The sequence below is a fragment of the Pseudomonas sp. PA15(2017) genome (assembly GCF_001945395.1).
Taxonomy (GTDB): domain Bacteria; phylum Pseudomonadota; class Gammaproteobacteria; order Pseudomonadales; family Pseudomonadaceae; genus Aquipseudomonas.
In genome coordinates, this window is the sequence record NZ_MSXV01000019.1 from 52,509 (window position 1) to 68,760 (window position 16,252).

Genomic DNA, 16,252 nt, shown 5'->3' on the forward strand with positions numbered 1-16,252 from the left:
CTACTTTTTGCCTCATCTGTAGTAATGTAGGTGTGTGCCGGCTAATTGGCAGGATTCTAGAGCGAGGGAATTGGCATGAAAGCGGTCATTCTTGCCGGCGGGCTGGGTACAAGGATCAGTGAGGAATCCCACCTCAGACCCAAGCCCATGATCGAGATCGGTGGCAAGCCGATTCTCTGGCACATCATGAAGATCTACTCCCACCACGGTATTCAGGATTTTGTCATCTGCCTGGGCTACAAGGGCTACGTGATCAAGGAATACTTCGCCAATTACTTCCTGCACATGTCTGACGTGACCTTCGACATGTCGAAGAACGCCATGGAAGTTCATCAACGCTACGTGGAGCCCTGGCGTGTCACGCTGGTCAATACCGGTGAAGACACTCTGACCGGTGGACGCCTGCGCAGGGTGCGCGAGCATCTGGGCGACGGGCCGTTCTGCTTCACCTATGGCGATGGTGTGGCGGATGTCGACATCCGAGCCCTGATCGACTTTCACAAGGCCCATGGCAAGCCGGCGACGGTCACTGCCATCCAGCCGCCCGGCCGTTACGGTGCTCTGAACATGGAGGGCGACCGGGTCGGAGCGTTCCAGGAGAAGCCTGCCGGCGACGGTGCCTGGATCAATGGCGGTTTCTTCGTGCTCGACCCTTCGGTCATCGACTACATCGACGGCGATCAGAGCAGTTGGGAAGGCGAGCCGCTGACGCGGCTCGCGGAGCAGAACCAGCTCATGGCGTTCCGTCATCGTGGCTTCTGGCAGGCGATGGATACGCTGCGTGACAAGAATCAGCTCAACGACCTCTGGTACCGCGGGGAGGCGCCTTGGAACCTATGGCGATGACTGCTTTTGCAAAGCGCTACCAGGGACGCAGAGTCTTGCTGACCGGACATACCGGGTTCAAAGGTACTTGGCTCGCCGCCTGGCTGGTCGAGCTTGGCGCCGAAGTGATCGGTTTTTCCCTGCCGTCTGAAGTGGACGGCGCGTCTGCTCATTGGGATGCATTGGGCCTGCCGGTTACCGACCGGCGTGGTGATATCCGCGATGCCGTTGCGCTGCAGCGCCTGGTGGCCGAGTTCCAGCCCGAGATCGTGTTTCATCTGGCGGCCCAGTCGCTGGTGCGGCCCTCTTACCGCCAGCCTCTGGATGCGTGGTCGAGCAATGTGCAGGGCACTGCCAACTTACTGGAGGCCTGCCGTTTGACGCCCGGCATTACCGCCGTGGTGGTGGTCACCACCGACAAGGTGTATGCCAACCGCGAATGGCCCTGGGGATATCGTGAGTGCGACGAGCTGGCTGGTCATGATCCCTACAGCGCATCCAAGGCGGCCACCGAACTGTTGTGTGACAGCTACCGCAAGTCGTTCTGGCATCGGTCTGGCCCTTTGCTGGCGACGGCTCGTGCCGGCAATGTGATCGGTGGTGGCGACTGGGCGGAGGATCGGCTGATCCCCGATCTGGTTCGTGCGCTACGGACCGGGCAGCCACTACTGATTCGTTCGCCGTCCTCCACGCGACCCTGGCAGCACGTGCTCGAGTGTCTGTCCGGCTATCTGCTGTTGGGGCAGCGCTTACTGGAAGGTGACCGCGCTTGTGCCGAAGCCTGGAACTTCGGCCCGGCGCCCGAGGCCAACCGAAGCGTGGCTGAAATACTCCAGGCTCTGCGGGAGTACTGGCCAACTCTCAACTGGCAAGCCGGTGCCGAGGATGGTTTGCACGAGGCACGTCTGCTTTATCTGGACAGCGCCAAGGCTCGTGCCGGGCTGAGCTGGATACCAGTCTGGCCGCTGGCCACTGCGCTGCAGATGACCGCTGAATGGTATCGTCGTAGTCACGAGCGAGGCGAGGCCTGCACCCGTGAGCAATTGCTGCACTTCATCGGTGCCGCGAGGCGGGCCAGGTGCGTATGGGCCTGACGGCGAGCGCAACTCCCATCGAAGGCCTGTTGCGCGTCGATTGCGATTCCCATCGTGATGAGCGGGGCGCTTTCACCCGCCTGTTCTGCGCCAGCGAACTCGCGCCGCTGCTGGGCGAAAGACGCATCGTACAGATCAACCAGTCGCTCACCCGCCAAGCGGGAGCGGTGCGCGGTCTGCATTTCCAGCATTTCCCCTATGCTGAGATGAAACTGGTGCGCTGTATCCGAGGGCAGGTGTGGGACGTGGTAGCTGATCTGCGCCGTGATTCTCCGACCTTCCTGCTCTGGCATGCCGAGGTTCTGAGCGAGGAAAACCGGCGTTTGCTGGTGATACCGGAGGGCTGCGCCCATGGTTTTCAGGTGCTGGAGGAGGACAGCGAGATGCTCTACCTGCACACCGAGTTCTATCGCCCTGAAGCGGAGAGTGGGGTATGCCACGATGATCCCGCGTTGACCATAGACTGGCCGTTACCGGTGCGAGACCTCTCGGCACGCGATCGGCGGCATCCCCCGATCACCATGGATTTCAGAGGGCTGGCACGATGAACTGTCGTCACTGCCAGGCCCAACTGCAGCATTCCTTCCTCGATCTGGGCTATGCGCCGCCGTCGAACGCTTACCTGACCGCGGCGGCTCTGAGCCGGCCCGAGCGCTATTATCCGCTGCGCCTGTGGGTTTGTGAGCAATGCTGGCTGGTGCAGACCGAGGATTACGCTGACGCCGGTGAGCTGTTCGACGCTGATTACGCCTATTTCTCCTCCACTTCCAGCAGCTGGTTGGCGCACGCACGCACCTATGTCGAGCGCATGCGCGAGGCTCTGGCGCTAGGGGCGAGCAGCCTGGTGATCGAGGTGGCTTCGAACGATGGTTACCTGCTACGCAACTTCGTCGAGGCCGGCGTACCTTGCCTGGGGGTAGAACCGACCGCCAGCACCGCTGACGCTGCCGAGCGACTGGGTATTCCAGTACTGCGCGAGTTCTTTGGTGAGGCTCTCGGCCAGCGTTTGGCCGAAGAGGGTCGGCAGGCCGACCTGTTGCTGGGCAACAACGTATTCGCCCACGTGCCGGATATCAACGACTTCTCACGCGGGCTGAAGGCAGCGCTCAAGCCCGGCGGTACTCTGACCCTGGAGTTTCCGCACCTGCTTCGTCTGATTGAGCTGGTGCAATTCGACACTGTCTACCACGAGCACTTTTCCTATCTGTCTCTGTACAGCGTGCAGCGCATCCTCGATGTCGCGGGTTTGCGTATTCACGATGTCGAGGAGTTGAACACCCACGGCGGCAGCCTGCGTATCCACGCTTCGCATCAGGATGACGCCAGGCCCAGCTCGGCGGCGGTCGATGCGGTGCTGCGTGCCGAGCAACAGGCCGGGCTGCGTGATATGGCTACCTACCAGGGCTTTCAAGCGCGTGCCGATCGATTGAAGGACGATCTGCTCGGCTTTCTGTTGGAGCAGAAGCGGGCGGGGCAGCGTGTCGCTGCCTACGGTGCGGCCGCCAAGGGTAATACCATCCTCAACTACGCCGGTATCAAGCCCGACTTGTTGCCCTGTGTGTTCGATGCAGCGCCGTCTAAGCAGGGCAGGTATCTGCCGGGCAGCCATGTGCCGATCCGCTCTGCGCAGGAGTTGGACGAGGTACGCCCGGATCTGCTGTTGATTCTGCCGTGGAATATCACCGACGAGGTGATGGCACAGAACCAACGCATCCGCGAGTGGGGCGGCCGCTTCGTCACCGCGGTGCCTCGCCTGGAGGTGAAATGAAGCCGCGCATCCAGTACACCCAGCCGTCGATTTCCGAGCTGGAAGTGCAGTATGTGACCGATGCCGCCCGCCACGGCTGGGGGCCGCGTTGCTATGAGTACATCGAGCGTTTCGAGGCGGCCTTCAGGCGACACCTGGGTGTCAAGCACGCTATCGCCACCTCGAGCTGCACCGGTGCCATGCATATGGGCCTGGCGGCGCTCGGTGTCGGGCCGGGCGACGAGGTCATTCTCGCCGACACCAATTGGATCGCCTCGGTGGCGCCGGCCGTGCATCTGGGAGCGACACCGGTGTTCGTCGATATCTGCCAGGAAAGCTGGTGCCTGGATGCCGCGCGTGTTGAGGAGGCCATCACGCCGCGCACTCGGGTAATCATCGCTGTTCACCTGTACGGCAACCTCTGTGCCATGGACGAACTGCTGGCCATCGGTAAGCGCTACGGTATAGCGGTTATCGAAGATGCAGCCGAGGCCATCGGCTCCGAATGGCAGGGCCAGCGCGCCGGTAGCATGGGGCGCTTTGGTGTGTTCTCCTTCCATGGCACCAAGACTATGACCACTGGCGAAGGCGGCATGTTCGTCACTAACGACGACGAGCTGTTCGAGCGGGTGTTAAGCCTGTCCAACCATGGCCGGGTGAAAGAGCAGACGCGTCAGTTCTGGCCCGACCTGCTGGGTTTCAAATATAAGATTTCCAACCTGCAGGCCGCGCTGGGCTGTGCCCAGACCGAGCGTATTGACGAGCTTATCGAGCGCAAGCGGGCCATCATGGCAGTCTATCGCGAGCGTCTAGGCCATCTGTCAGGCTTGAGCCTGAACCCACAGCCGGAGGGTACCCGCATCGGCGCCTGGATGCCCACGGTAGTCTTCGACACGGCCCTTGGTATCACCCGCGAGCGTCTGTTGAGCCGCTTCGTGGCGGACAATATCGATGCCCGGGTGTTTTTCTACCCGCTTTCGGGGTTGCCGATGTTTCAGGGGCGTGTGCCGGCCGCAGGCGGCCACTCGGCCAGCATTCCCGAACGGGCCGTCAACCTGCCGAGCTTCCATGACATGACCGATGCCGATATAGACCGCGTCTGCGGGGTGGTCGAGGCGCTGCATGGGGAGGCTAGGCGGTGAGCACGGTGGTGATCTCCCAACCGATGTACTTCCCTTGGGTAGGTATGTTCGAACAGTGGCGGTTGGCCGACGATTTCTCTTTTTTCGATAATGTCCAGTTCGCCCGCGGCTTCATCAACAGGGTGCAATACAAGACTCCTGACGGCAGCGCATGGCTGACGGTGCCACTGCGCCAGCACAGCCGTGACACGCGTATCTGCGACCTGGAGTGCGCCGAAGAGTCGGGCTGGCGCGACAAGCACCTGCGTACCCTGGCCATGGCACTGTCCGGCACGCCGCATCTGCAGGATGCGCTCGGACTGGCCGAGTCTGTGCTGCTGCGCCGTGACCTGGGTCTCTGCGAACTGCTCATCGAAGGCATGCAGGCGGTGGCAGGCTACTTCGACCTGCTGGACGGCAAGCGCCTGCATCGCTCCTCGCAATTAGCGGTGACGGGTCGCAAGAGTGAATTGATTCAGGGTCTGGTAGCGCACTTGGGTGGCGACCGCTACGTGACAGGGATGGGCGCCCTGAATTACCTGGATCACGAAGCTTTCGAGCAGGCCGGTATCGAAGTCTGCTACATGGATTACCGCAAGCGTGAGTATCCACAGAAGTTTTCCACATTTACCCCTTACGTCACCATCCTCGATCTGGTGGCCAACTGCGGACGAGAAGGTAGAGCCGTCATAGAATCAGGTGTTATTCACTGGCGGCAGGCGCTGGCAGCGAGGGGACAGGTATGAGTAAGTTGAATGAAGTGACTTCGCAGTACAAGCCGGGAGCTGTGACTTCTCTGGAGAACGAGCTGATCCTCAACTGGTACCCGCCGCGTATCCTGCGCCGTCTCGAAGTGCTGAAACCGAATTCTCTGCTGGAGCTGGGACTGGGTCATGGCTATACCACGGCACTGTTCAACCAGTATTTCCAGCGCCACGTGGTGCTCGAGGGGGCGTCGGTGGTGATCGACTTGTTTCGGCAAAACTATCCGGGGCTGAACATCGAACTGGTGGAGGGCTATTTCGAGCACTTCGACAGCGACGAGCACTTCGACGTGGTGATGATGGGCTTCATCCTCGAGCATGTGGACGACCCCGGGCTGATCCTGCGTCGCTTCCGCGGCAATCTGCGCCCCGATGGTCGGCTCTACGTCGCGGTTCCCAACGCCAAGTCACTTAATCGACGTCTGGGACTGGCCATGGGCAAGATCGACGATATTTACGGACTCAACGCCAATGACCACGCGCTAGGTCATCAGCGTCAGTTTTGCCGCGACACCCTCAAGGAGCTGCTACAGGCGGAAGGCTACCAAGTCACTTGGGAGGAAGGCATCTACCTCAAACCGCTGCCGCTCGGCTACATGCAAACCATGCCGGAGTTCGAGGAGAACCTGCAGGCCATGTGCGAGGTGGGTGTGGACTTTCCAGATCTTTGCGTCGGTCTTCTGATGGAAGTGCAGGTCGCCTGATGCGGCGTGCGCTGGTAGTGGGCCCACACTCGATGCTTGGCAGCCGGTTGACGGAGCACCTGCGCGCGCAGGGATGGCAGGTGATCGGAGTAGGGCGTTCGGATGACTGCGAAATATCGCTGGAACTGGGTAGCGATGCGTTGCGTACCGACTTTCCCGGTGTTGAGGCGGATGTGCTTTTTCACTGTGCGGCGGCCTTCGGCGACGACTCGCCGCAGGGTGCCTGGTTGAACGACCGGGTCAACGTGCTCGGCGCCCACCAGGTGCTGGCGTTGGCGCGGGCGGCCGGATGCCAGCAGGTGGTGTACGCCGGAAGCACCTCGTCCGCGCGACGCGAGAGCATGGCTTTTGCGAACAGCTACGGTGCCTCCAAGGCCCGTGCAGAGGGTATTCTGGCCAGGGGGTTGGCGCAGAGCGGACAAGCCTTTGTCAGCCTGCGCTTTGCCCAGCTGTACGACGAGCGAGGCGAGTGCGTGCGGCATCAGCGGTGGTTCGGGCGGATCATCAGTCATGCCCGTACTGGTCGTGATCTGCGTCTGCCGCCTGGTGATGCGCTGCGCAATTTCGTGCACGTGCGCGATGCGGTCACCGCGATGGTCGCCGTCAGCGAGGCTCGGGTGGAGGGAGTGCTACACGTTTGCCATCCCCATAGGCAGAGTCATCTGGACATCGCCCGCCACGCGTACGAGGTTTTTGGCGAGGGTGGTGAAGTGCAGATCGCGACAGAGAAGAAGCCCTTTGCGGAGGCCTATTTTCCACCCGCGTCACCCGAAATGGCTGCGCTGGGGCTGGTCTTCACGTCCATGGCGGATGGCCTGCGTGGTATCCGCGATGGTGGCCATGCCGTGCGCTTCGAGGTGTTCGATGTCACCTGAGACCTTAGTTGTGCGAGTACTGGTGACGGGCGTAGGCGCGATCATTGGCCAGGGCGTCGTCAAATCGCTGCGTCAACTGCCAGGTGTGTACATCGTTGGCCTCGACCGTGATCCGCAGGCCTTCGGCCGTCATGCCTGTGACGCTTTCCAGGTCAAGCCGCAGGTGGCGGAAACGGATCCGGCCTACGAGCGTTTTTTACAGGAGTTGCTGGAGCGCGAGGCGATCGATCTCGTGTTGCCAGGTATCGAACAGGACGTTTTTCATTTCGATGCGCGCCGCGAGTTGTTCGCCAGTGCTGGAGTGGCCGTAGTACTCAACGACAGTCGCCTGATCAGCCTGGCGCGGGACAAGTGGCGCCTGCATCAGGCACTGTTGGAGGCCGGTTTGCCGGCAATCCCGAGCAGCCGCTCGACCGACTGGGAGCAGGTACAGGCAGAGCTCGGCCCTGCACCGCTGCTGTGCAAGCCGCGTCAGGGGTCGGGCGGCCGTGGACAGGCTTTGGTGGAGAACGAGGACGATCTGCATTACCAGTCGCGTAAGCAGGGCGAGAATTTCATGCTGCAGCGGCTTATCGGCAGTGCCGACGAAGAATATACCGTCGGCCTGTTCGGCTATGGCGATGGCGAGTCCAGTCGGCCGGCCATCTTGCAGCGCACCTTGGGCCCTGGCGGCGCCACCTGGTGTGCCCGCAGCGTCGCTGGTGATCCGTTGATCCAGAGTGCCTGCGAGGCGTTGACCGCGCATTTTCGGCCGGTGGGCCCGACCAATTACCAGTTCCGCAAGGCTGATGGTCGTGTCTGGCTGCTGGAGATCAACCCACGTCTGTCAGCATCGGTATCGCTGCGCGCGGCGCTCGGTTGCAACGAGGCAGCCATGAGCATCGATTATTTCTGTCGCGGCCAGCGCCCGGCGCTCGCCGAGTGGCGAGCGGCTCGGTGCAGCCGTTACATAGAGGATCACATCGAGTACTTATGATCGCGCTGATATCGGATGTTCATGGCAATTTCCCGGCCCTGCGCGCGGTACTGGCGGAGGCGGATCGCCTGGGTTGCACGCGGGTGATCTCCCTGGGCGATGTGACTGGCTATTACGCCGAACCGGAGAAATGCATCGATCTGCTAACCCAGTATGGCGCTGTGCAATTGCTTGGCAATCACGACAGCTATCTGGTGGACGGCACCGGTTGCCCTCGGTCGCGGTTGGTGTCGTCGCTGCTGGAGCACCAGACTCGGGTGGTTCGTCGTGACCAGATCGAGCTGCTCGCCGGCCTGACTTCACAATATGAGGAGGGCGACGCCTGTTTCGTGCATGGTGGCTGGGAGGATCCGCGCGATCAATATCTCTACCAGGTTTCTCCAGACAAGCTGACTGGCCCCTGGCGCTACTACTTTTCCGGTCATACCCATGTCCAGGTACTGGCGTCGCTGGGGGAAAAAACCTATTGCAACCCGGGCTCCGTTGGCCAGCCGCGTGATGGTGATCCGCGGGCGGCCTTCGCCCTGTTCGACGGTAAACGAATCATCCTGCAGCGGATTTCCTACGATATCGACGAGACGGCCGCGGCGATGCGCCGGGCAGGCTACGACGAGCCGCGGCTATGGGAAAACCTCTATATCGGCGCCCAGATCGGTGGGCGCATCGACAAAGTCGAAATCATCGAGCGAGAGCACACGAAGTGAGCGCAAACGACGAGTTTCAAGCGGAAGTGCAACGCAACATAAAGGCCGCTGGGCAGGATCAGGGCCTCAAGGAGCGTTCCCTGGACTGGATGCTAGAGGCAGGTGGCAAGTACCGCTACTCCTACAACTTCAGCTGGCTGGGTCGGCCAATCATCCAGTATCCGCAGGACATAGTGGCCATGCAGGAGCTGGTGTGGGCTGTGCAGCCGGAACTGATCATCGAAACCGGCATCGCCCACGGAGGATCGCTGATTCTCTTCGCCTCGCTGCTGGAGCTCAACGCGGCCTGTGGTGGCCCTTGCGATGCAAGGGTGTTGGGTATCGACATCGACATCCGCCAGCACAACCGCGATGCCATCGAAGCGCACCCGATGTCTCGACGCATCGACATGATCCAGGGCTCTAGCATTGCGCCAGAAGTGGTGGAGCAGGTGCGCCAGGCGGCGCAGGGCAAACGGGTGCTGGTGTCGTTGGACAGTAACCATACCCACGACCACGTGCTGGCCGAGCTGCACGCTTATGCGCCGCTGGTATCGCCGGGCAGTTACTGTGTGGTGTTCGACACCGTGGTGGAAGACACTCCCGACGAATTGCAGGCCGACCGCCCATGGCGCAAGGGCAATAGCCCGAAGTCAGCGGTGCGCGAATACTTGGTCAATCATCCAGAGTTCCAGGTGGATGTGCGGATGGACAACAAACTGCTGATCAGCGTGGCGCCGGAAGGCTACCTGAAGCGGATTTGAAATCGATAATGCGGGCTCCGGTAATCCGGAGTACAAAAACATGCTGCGGGGTGCGCATGCACAATATCAATAGCAGGATCGTGGTCAGTGTCCCGGTCTTCAATGAAGAAGCCTATGTCCGCGAAACGCTCGAGTCGCTCGCGGCCCAGACCCATTCGGACTTTCTGGTTCTGATTGCGGATAACGCTTCTACCGACGGGACGGGTGAAATTTGCCGGGAATTCTGTGCGCACGATCCGCGTTTTCACTATGTACGGCACGACCATAACCTTGGGGCCTCAGCCAATTTTCGTTATTGCTTTGAGCACACCTCGTCGGAGTTCTTCATGTGGTTGGGGGGGCATGACGTCTTGGCCCCCGAGTTTCTGGCCAATACGTCAGCACGTATGCTCGCTGATGAGCGGATCAGCCTGGTTTACACCCAGACCACGTGGATAGATGCGTCAGGAAGGGTGCTTGGTCAGAGCAACGGTGGCAATTACGTTTTTGCCGAGCCGCTGCCGGCACACGAACGCTATCTCAAGCTGTTGCACGCGCTGGATCGCTGTGAGGCGGTCAATCAGCTAATTCGCCGTTCATTCATCGACCTGGACTTCCGCCCGGTGGTTAGTGCGGATTTGGCCTTTCTCTGTCACCTTTCCGCACACGGCCCCTTTGCCCGGGTAGAGCAGCCTCTGTACCTGCGCCGGGAAATCCAGGTACGCAACAGCACCGCGATGGAGCGGATGACGGGCACCAAGAAGGCCGCGCGCTATCACGAGTTGGCTGAGTTCTTTGTACATAGCATCAGTACTCACAGAGGCATCGCCGCGCAGCACAAGCTTGAGGTGATCAGCCAGGTGCTGACGTGGTTGAACAAACGCTTCCAGGTATTCAACGAAACGCTACCTATCCCCTCAGCCGCCCTGCAGGGAGGCTCGTCGTCCCGCATATCCTCTATAGCCTCTTCTCCATTCTTCAGCGTGATCATGCCGGTCTACAACCGTGAGCGTTACGTGCGCGAAGCGATCGAGTCGGTGCTGGCCCAGGACGAGGGTGACTTCGAGCTGATCGTGGTCGACGACGGCTCGACCGACCGCTCCGTCGAGATCATCCGCGCCATTGATGATCCGAGAATCCGCCTGCTGCACAATGACCACGGCGGCGGTGCTTCGGCGCGTAACCGCGGGCTTGCCGATGCCCATGGGCAGTTCGTCGTATGGATCGACAGTGACGACAGGCAGGCCAGCGGTGCGCTAAGCGTAATCCGCCGCAGCATCGTGGCGAACCCCGACGCTGACGTGTTTTATGGCGACCTGCAAATCTTCGACGACCAGTCCAGCCAGACACTGCGCACCCATTATCCCGACTACCAGGGAAAGTCGCTGCTGCCGCTGCTGATCCAAGGCAACTGCTTGCCCAATCCGGGGACTGCCGTGCGCCGCTCGCTGTACGAGACCCATGGTGGTTACGACCTGGCCTTCACGCGGTGCCACGACTACCAGCTATGGACTCGGTTGGCCGATAGCGCTTCTTTCAAGAAGGTCGATGCGATCCTCTGCCACTGGCGTCAGCACGCCGAGAGCCTGTCCAGCGCCAAGACCAAGGCCTTCGAGGCCAAGGTCATCCTGGATGCCTTTGCCCGCTACCCGGTGAGCCGGCTGTTTCCGGATCTGCACGCAGCGCAGGGCGCTCAGGCCCAGGCCTACTGGCGGGTTTCGCAAACCTTGCAGGCGTTGGGCGAGCATGCAGAGGCGCTGCATGTCGCCTACAAAGCCAGCGCGCTGGGGCACGGCACCGTCCAGGAGCTTGGCGAGCTGAAGCGGTTGGCTAGCGGTGCCTATGCGCCACTCTTCTCCGTCATCCTCACCACTTACAACCGTCCCGAGCTGTTGAGGGATGCCTTGGCCAGTGTCGGCAGCCAGACATTGCGCGATCTGGAAGTCATCCTGATCAATGACAACGGCGAGCCTGTGGAGCACCTGCTGGCCGCCTACGATTTTCCGATCACCTATATTCGCCAGGGACGCAACCAGGGCCTTTCGGCAGCCCGTAATGCAGGGTTGGGGCTGGCGCGAGGGCGCTACATCGTCTACCTGGACGATGACGATATCTATCTGCCCAATCACCTGGCCGTGCTGGCCGAGGCCTTTGAACAGCATCCCGACAGCGTCATTTACACCGGGGTGGAGTATGTCAACGAGAGGCTGGAGGTCGGTAAACGCATCGAGCTTGGTCGTAGCCAGCCGTTCAAACACGAGGCGTTCGACCGCGATCTTCTGTTCGTGCAGAACTACATCCCGGTCAATACCTGGGCGCACCCGCGCGAGATGCTGGCCATCGTAGGTACCTTTGATACCGGGCTTAGTGCATTCGAGGACTGGGACATGCTGCTGCGCCTGGCAGCACGCTATCCATTCATGCATATTCCTGTAATCAGTGCGGAGGTGCATCTACGCGACGCGCCGAACACGGGCAGCGATCACATGCTGGGCCGTGAGAAGAAGAATTTTGGCCCACTTTATCAGGAGCTGTACCGGCGCCACGACGCTGGCAGCCGTACCGTCGGCGCCGAAAGATCAGTGGTTCTGCGCCGCTTCGGAATCACGGTTGAGGAGGGGCGCTCTGCGCCGAGTATGGGGGCTTGGTTGGACAGGCGCAGCCTAAGCCCGATACAGAGCGCGCAGGTTGCTGAACGTCTTCAGGGGGCCACGGCTGCGCAGCTGGCGATGCTGATACTCGATCCTCAAGGTGACCAGGCGGGACTGTCACGGACGCTCGCTTCCCTGGCGCGCGCGCGCTTGAACTATGAAAAACTGTCTGCCTTCGTGCTCACTGCGCTGACAGACGTCGCGCAGAGCGCTATGCCTTTCCAAGCTATAAATTTGGCGAGCGATGATCATATCGTTCCGCTGAACGCACTCTTAAGTGACCTCACTTTTGATTGGTTCTTGCTCGTACAGGCCGGGGATGAGCTAACCCCTTCGGGGCTCATGATGGTGGGGTTGGAGTTGCTGACCGCGCCAGATTGCCGCGCGATCTACTGCGATGAAATGTTCCGCCAGGACGAGCAACTGGCAGCCGCATTACGCCCTGCATTCAACCTCGACTATTTGCTGAGCTTTCCGGCTGGGATGGCCAGGCACTGGCTGTTCCGCAGGGATGTCGTGGTGGCGGCTGGTGGTTTCGACCCTACCTTCGAGCAAGCGGCAGAGTTCGAACTCATTCTCAGGTTGATCAATGAAGGCGGCCTCGATGGCCTGGGCCACGTGGCTGAGCCCTTGCTGATTACCGAGGCTCCGGCACTCGCTGACGACGCTGCCGAGCAGCGTGCGATTACCCTGCACCTGCAGCAACGTGGCTATGAGAATGCAGTGGTCAGCTCTACCAAGCCGGGTCGCTACCAGATCGACTACGGGCATGGGCAAGCTCCGCTGGTGTCGTTTCTGATTCTTCCCGGAGAGCGTCTCGAACACCTGCAACGTTGTGTGGAAAGCATTCTCGAGAATACCCGTTACTCGAACTATGAGTTGTTGTTGATTCAGCAGCACCCGCAGGTCGAGGAGGTCAGTTCATGGCTCGGTGCGCTGGCCTCGCTTGGTGAGGCGCGCATTCGAGTACTGCCTGCCGATAGCCAGCCGCTGACGCCTCAAGCACTGCTCAACGAGGCCGCTCAGCAGGCCCATGGTGAATATTTGCTGTTGCTGTCAGCCGATGCTGCTGCGATCAGCGAGGACTGGCTGGAGCAACTGCTCAATCACGCGCAACGTCCGGAAGTGGCTTGCGTCGGCGCCAAGTTGCTGTCGGCAGATGGAAAGATCGCTCAGGCCGGCCTGATCCTCGGGCTCGAGGGACCGGTTGGGCGCCCCTATGTCGGCGAGCCGCTGGACTCGCCTGGTTATATGCAGCGCCTGCAGGTGGTGCAGAACAGCAGCGCCGTCGGCCATGAGTGCCTGTTGGTGGCGAAGGCTTTGTTCCTGCAGTTGGGTGGGTTGAGTGAGGAGGACATGCCGTGGCGCTATGCCGGTGTCGACCTCTGCCTGAAAGCGCGCCAAGCCGGCTATCTGACCGTGTGGACACCGTTCTCGCAGTTGATGCTCGACCCGGTAGATGACACCCGTGGCACAACCGCCGAGCACGACGTCCTGTATGCCAGGTGGCTGCCGGTGTTGGCCCGCGATCCCGCCTATAACCCGAACTTCTCGCTCTCGCAGCCGGGCGGCTTCAAGTTGGCCGATACGGCATTGTCATGGCGGCCCCTGTCGTCTTGGAAGCCGGTACCCACCGTGCTGGCCCACCCGTCCGACAACTATGGCTCGGGGCACTATCGAGTGATTCAGCCATTTAGCGCCCTGCAACAAGCCGGGCTGATCGAAGGTGGGCTTTCACCGGGCCTGATGCACGTGACGGATCTGGAGCGCTACGACCCGGATGTAATCATTTTGCAGAAGCAGATCGGCGATGAGCGCTTCGATGCGATGCGCCGTATGCAGGCGTTTTCACGTGCGCTCAAGGTTTACGAGCTCGACGACTATTTGCCCAATTTGCCGGTAAAAAGCGTCCACCGGGCGCAGATGCCCAAGGACATCCTGAAATCCATGCGTCGCGGCCTCGGGTACGTGGACCGTTTCGTGGTATCCACTCATGCCCTGGCCGATGCCTGCAGCGGCTTGCATGACGACATCCGGGTAATCGAGAACCGTCTGCCGCCCGCCTGGTGGAGAGGGCTGGCCACCACTCGAATCAGGTCGGGGAAACCCCGGGTCGGCTGGGCCGGTGGCATCGGGCACACCGGCGACCTGGAAATGATCGCCGATGTCGTGTTGGCGCTGGCCGATGAGGTCGATTGGATATTCATGGGCATGTGCCCCGACAAACTGCGACCCGCCGTCAAGGAGATTCATGAGGGTGTCGATATCAGTGTCTACCCGCGGGCCTTGGCGGCCCTCAACTTGGATCTGGCGGTGGCACCACTGGAAGAAAACCTGTTCAACGAGTGCAAGAGCAATCTGCGCCTGCTGGAGTACGGAGCCTGTGGGTTTGCCGTGGTCTGCAGTGACGTGCGCAGTTACCAGGGAAATCTGCCGGTGACGCGGGTGAAGAACCGTTATCGAGACTGGATGGATGCAATAAGAATGCATGTAGCCGATCTGGACGCGACGGCTCGCGCCGGTGAAGCATTGCATCAGCAGGTGATGCGCGACTGGATGCTGGAGGGTGACAACCTGGTGGCCTGGCAGCGCGCCTGGTTGCCCGACTGAGACAAGGCTCTGGCGCGGTTTTACTGACGGGCTAAAGGATTCAAGGCAGGTGCCGATACGCTGTTCAGGAAGAGGTTGAAGAAGCATGGCTCCTGGGTTGTCAAGGGAGTCGCAAAAAAATCAACTTCGCTCCTAAAGCTTCGCAGAGTCAGGTCGATAAAGAGTATGAAAGCGAACTCAATGTTGCCTGAGCATTGCAGGCCGGAGTCGCAAGCCCAGGCAAACAGTTAGTGTCCGATGGAGGACAAACATCATGGCTTTGACCGTAAACACCAACATTGCGTCGTTGAACACTCAGCGTAACCTGAACACCTCGTCCAACGCGCTCAACACCTCCCTGCAGCGTCTGTCGACCGGTTCGCGCATCAACAGTGCCAAGGACGATGCGGCTGGCCTGCAAATCGCCAACCGTCTGACCAGCCAGGTCAACGGCCTGAACGTGGCGGTGAAGAACTCCAACGACGGCATCTCCATGGCGCAGACCGCTGAAGGTGCCCTGCAGCAGTCGACCACCATCCTGCAGCGTATGCGTGACCTGTCCCTGCAATCGGCCAACGGTTCGAACAGCGATGGCGAGCGTAAGGCACTGAACTCGGAAGTGACCGAGCTCAAGAAAGAGCTGAACCGTATCTCCAACACCACTACCTTCGGTGGCAAGAAACTGCTCGACGGCAGCTTCGGTACCACCACCTTCCAGGTAGGTAGCGCCGCGAACGAAACCATCAGCGTCAAAATCGACGAGATGAGCACGTCGTCGCTGAAGGGCAAGGTATATGAAGGTAGCGTGGCGGCAGCCACCGGTACCGCCAGTGCTTCGGGCACCATCACCGTGTCTGGCACCGTCAATGGTACGGATTTCTCGGTAAACGTTGCCGTCGCCAGCGGCGCAACGGCTGCGCAAGTGAATCAGTCGGTTGCAACGGCCATCAACGATGCAAACATCGGTGTGGGCGCGTTCGTGGATGATGCCGGTCAGATTTCGCTGCAATCTGGTCAGAATAGCGATGGTACGGCTAACGCCCTGTCCGCCTTGAGCGTCAGTGGGACCGTTGCAGGCATAACCAACGGTACTTACACTGCTGCAGTCGCCGCTACGGAAAAGGAGATGACCACCATCGACATCAGCACCGTGAAAGGTGCTCAGGAGTCGGCAATCGTCATCGACCAGGCGATCTCGACCATCGACAAGCAGCGTGCTGACCTCGGTGCGGTACAAAACCGCTTCGAGAACACCATCGGTAACCTGCAGAACATCGCAGAGAACGTTTCGGCTGCCCGTGGTCGGATTCAGGATACGGACTTCGCAGCAGAAACTGCGAACCTGACCAAGAACCAGATCCTGCAGCAGGCCGGTACTGCGATTCTGTCCCAGGCCAACCAGCTGCCGCAGGCGGTGCTCAGCCTCCTGCAGTAAGCCAAGTCGGCTAGGCTGCTCTAAACTCCGGGGGGAAGTGCATAG

Annotated in this window: 13 protein-coding genes; all 13 read left to right on the plus strand. The window is 60.6% G+C overall.

Going from position 1 to position 16,252, the window contains the following annotated elements; all coding sequences use genetic code 11:
* Positions 1-75 precede the first annotated feature (75 nt).
* The 13 genes from rfbF to BVH03_RS06965 all read left to right on the plus strand — a co-directional run bounded on the left by rfbF (position 76) and on the right by BVH03_RS06965 (position 16,207).
* The gene (rfbF, locus tag BVH03_RS06905) at positions 76-846 is read left to right on the plus strand and encodes a glucose-1-phosphate cytidylyltransferase (protein ID WP_075960481.1); all 771 of its coding nucleotides are present in this window, start codon (positions 76-78) and stop codon (positions 844-846) included.
* The gene (gene rfbG / locus BVH03_RS06910) at positions 843-1,919 is read left to right on the plus strand and encodes a CDP-glucose 4,6-dehydratase (RefSeq protein WP_075960482.1); all 1,077 of its coding nucleotides are present in this window, start codon (positions 843-845) and stop codon (positions 1,917-1,919) included. Before rfbF ends, rfbG begins: the two co-directional genes overlap by 4 nt.
* On the plus strand, positions 1,910-2,467 hold the full coding sequence (locus BVH03_RS06915) for a dTDP-4-dehydrorhamnose 3,5-epimerase family protein (RefSeq protein WP_075960483.1): 558 nt from the start codon (positions 1,910-1,912) through the stop codon (positions 2,465-2,467). Before rfbG ends, BVH03_RS06915 begins: the two co-directional genes overlap by 10 nt.
* On the plus strand, positions 2,464-3,687 hold the full coding sequence (locus BVH03_RS06920) for a class I SAM-dependent methyltransferase (RefSeq protein WP_075960484.1): 1,224 nt from the start codon (positions 2,464-2,466) through the stop codon (positions 3,685-3,687). Before BVH03_RS06915 ends, BVH03_RS06920 begins: the two co-directional genes overlap by 4 nt.
* Positions 3,684-4,808 carry a DegT/DnrJ/EryC1/StrS aminotransferase family protein gene (locus BVH03_RS06925; protein ID WP_075960485.1) on the plus strand — a complete coding sequence of 375 codons (1,125 nt, stop codon included), beginning with the start codon at positions 3,684-3,686 and terminating at the stop codon, positions 4,806-4,808. Before BVH03_RS06920 ends, BVH03_RS06925 begins: the two co-directional genes overlap by 4 nt.
* Positions 4,805-5,533 (plus strand): WbqC family protein, encoded by a 729-nt coding sequence (locus BVH03_RS06930; RefSeq protein ID WP_143485901.1) that lies wholly within the window; start codon positions 4,805-4,807, stop codon positions 5,531-5,533. The genes BVH03_RS06925 and BVH03_RS06930 overlap by 4 nt, the downstream gene beginning before the upstream one ends.
* A complete protein-coding gene (locus BVH03_RS06935) occupies positions 5,530-6,255 on the plus strand; it encodes a class I SAM-dependent methyltransferase (protein WP_075960486.1) in 726 nt (241 codons plus the stop codon). The genes BVH03_RS06930 and BVH03_RS06935 overlap by 4 nt, the downstream gene beginning before the upstream one ends.
* Complete coding sequence (locus BVH03_RS06940; protein ID WP_075960487.1) at positions 6,255-7,130, plus strand: NAD(P)-dependent oxidoreductase; 876 nt, start codon at positions 6,255-6,257, stop codon at positions 7,128-7,130. The genes BVH03_RS06935 and BVH03_RS06940 overlap by 1 nt, the downstream gene beginning before the upstream one ends.
* Positions 7,120-8,106 carry an ATP-grasp domain-containing protein gene (locus BVH03_RS06945; protein ID WP_075960488.1) on the plus strand — a complete coding sequence of 329 codons (987 nt, stop codon included), beginning with the start codon at positions 7,120-7,122 and terminating at the stop codon, positions 8,104-8,106. The genes BVH03_RS06940 and BVH03_RS06945 overlap by 11 nt, the downstream gene beginning before the upstream one ends.
* The gene (locus BVH03_RS06950; RefSeq protein WP_075960489.1) at positions 8,103-8,810 is read left to right on the plus strand and encodes a metallophosphoesterase; all 708 of its coding nucleotides are present in this window, start codon (positions 8,103-8,105) and stop codon (positions 8,808-8,810) included. The genes BVH03_RS06945 and BVH03_RS06950 overlap by 4 nt, the downstream gene beginning before the upstream one ends.
* On the plus strand, positions 8,807-9,553 hold the full coding sequence (locus BVH03_RS06955; RefSeq protein ID WP_075960490.1) for a cephalosporin hydroxylase family protein: 747 nt from the start codon (positions 8,807-8,809) through the stop codon (positions 9,551-9,553). The genes BVH03_RS06950 and BVH03_RS06955 overlap by 4 nt, the downstream gene beginning before the upstream one ends.
* A 56-nt stretch (positions 9,554-9,609) precedes the next feature.
* Positions 9,610-14,793: a glycosyltransferase gene (locus BVH03_RS06960; protein WP_075960491.1), complete on the plus strand. Its 5,184-nt coding sequence runs from the start codon at positions 9,610-9,612 to the stop codon at positions 14,791-14,793.
* A gap of 253 nt (positions 14,794-15,046) precedes the next feature.
* On the plus strand, positions 15,047-16,207 hold the full coding sequence (locus tag BVH03_RS06965; protein ID WP_075960492.1) for a flagellin: 1,161 nt from the start codon (positions 15,047-15,049) through the stop codon (positions 16,205-16,207).
* Positions 16,208-16,252 lie beyond the last annotated feature (45 nt).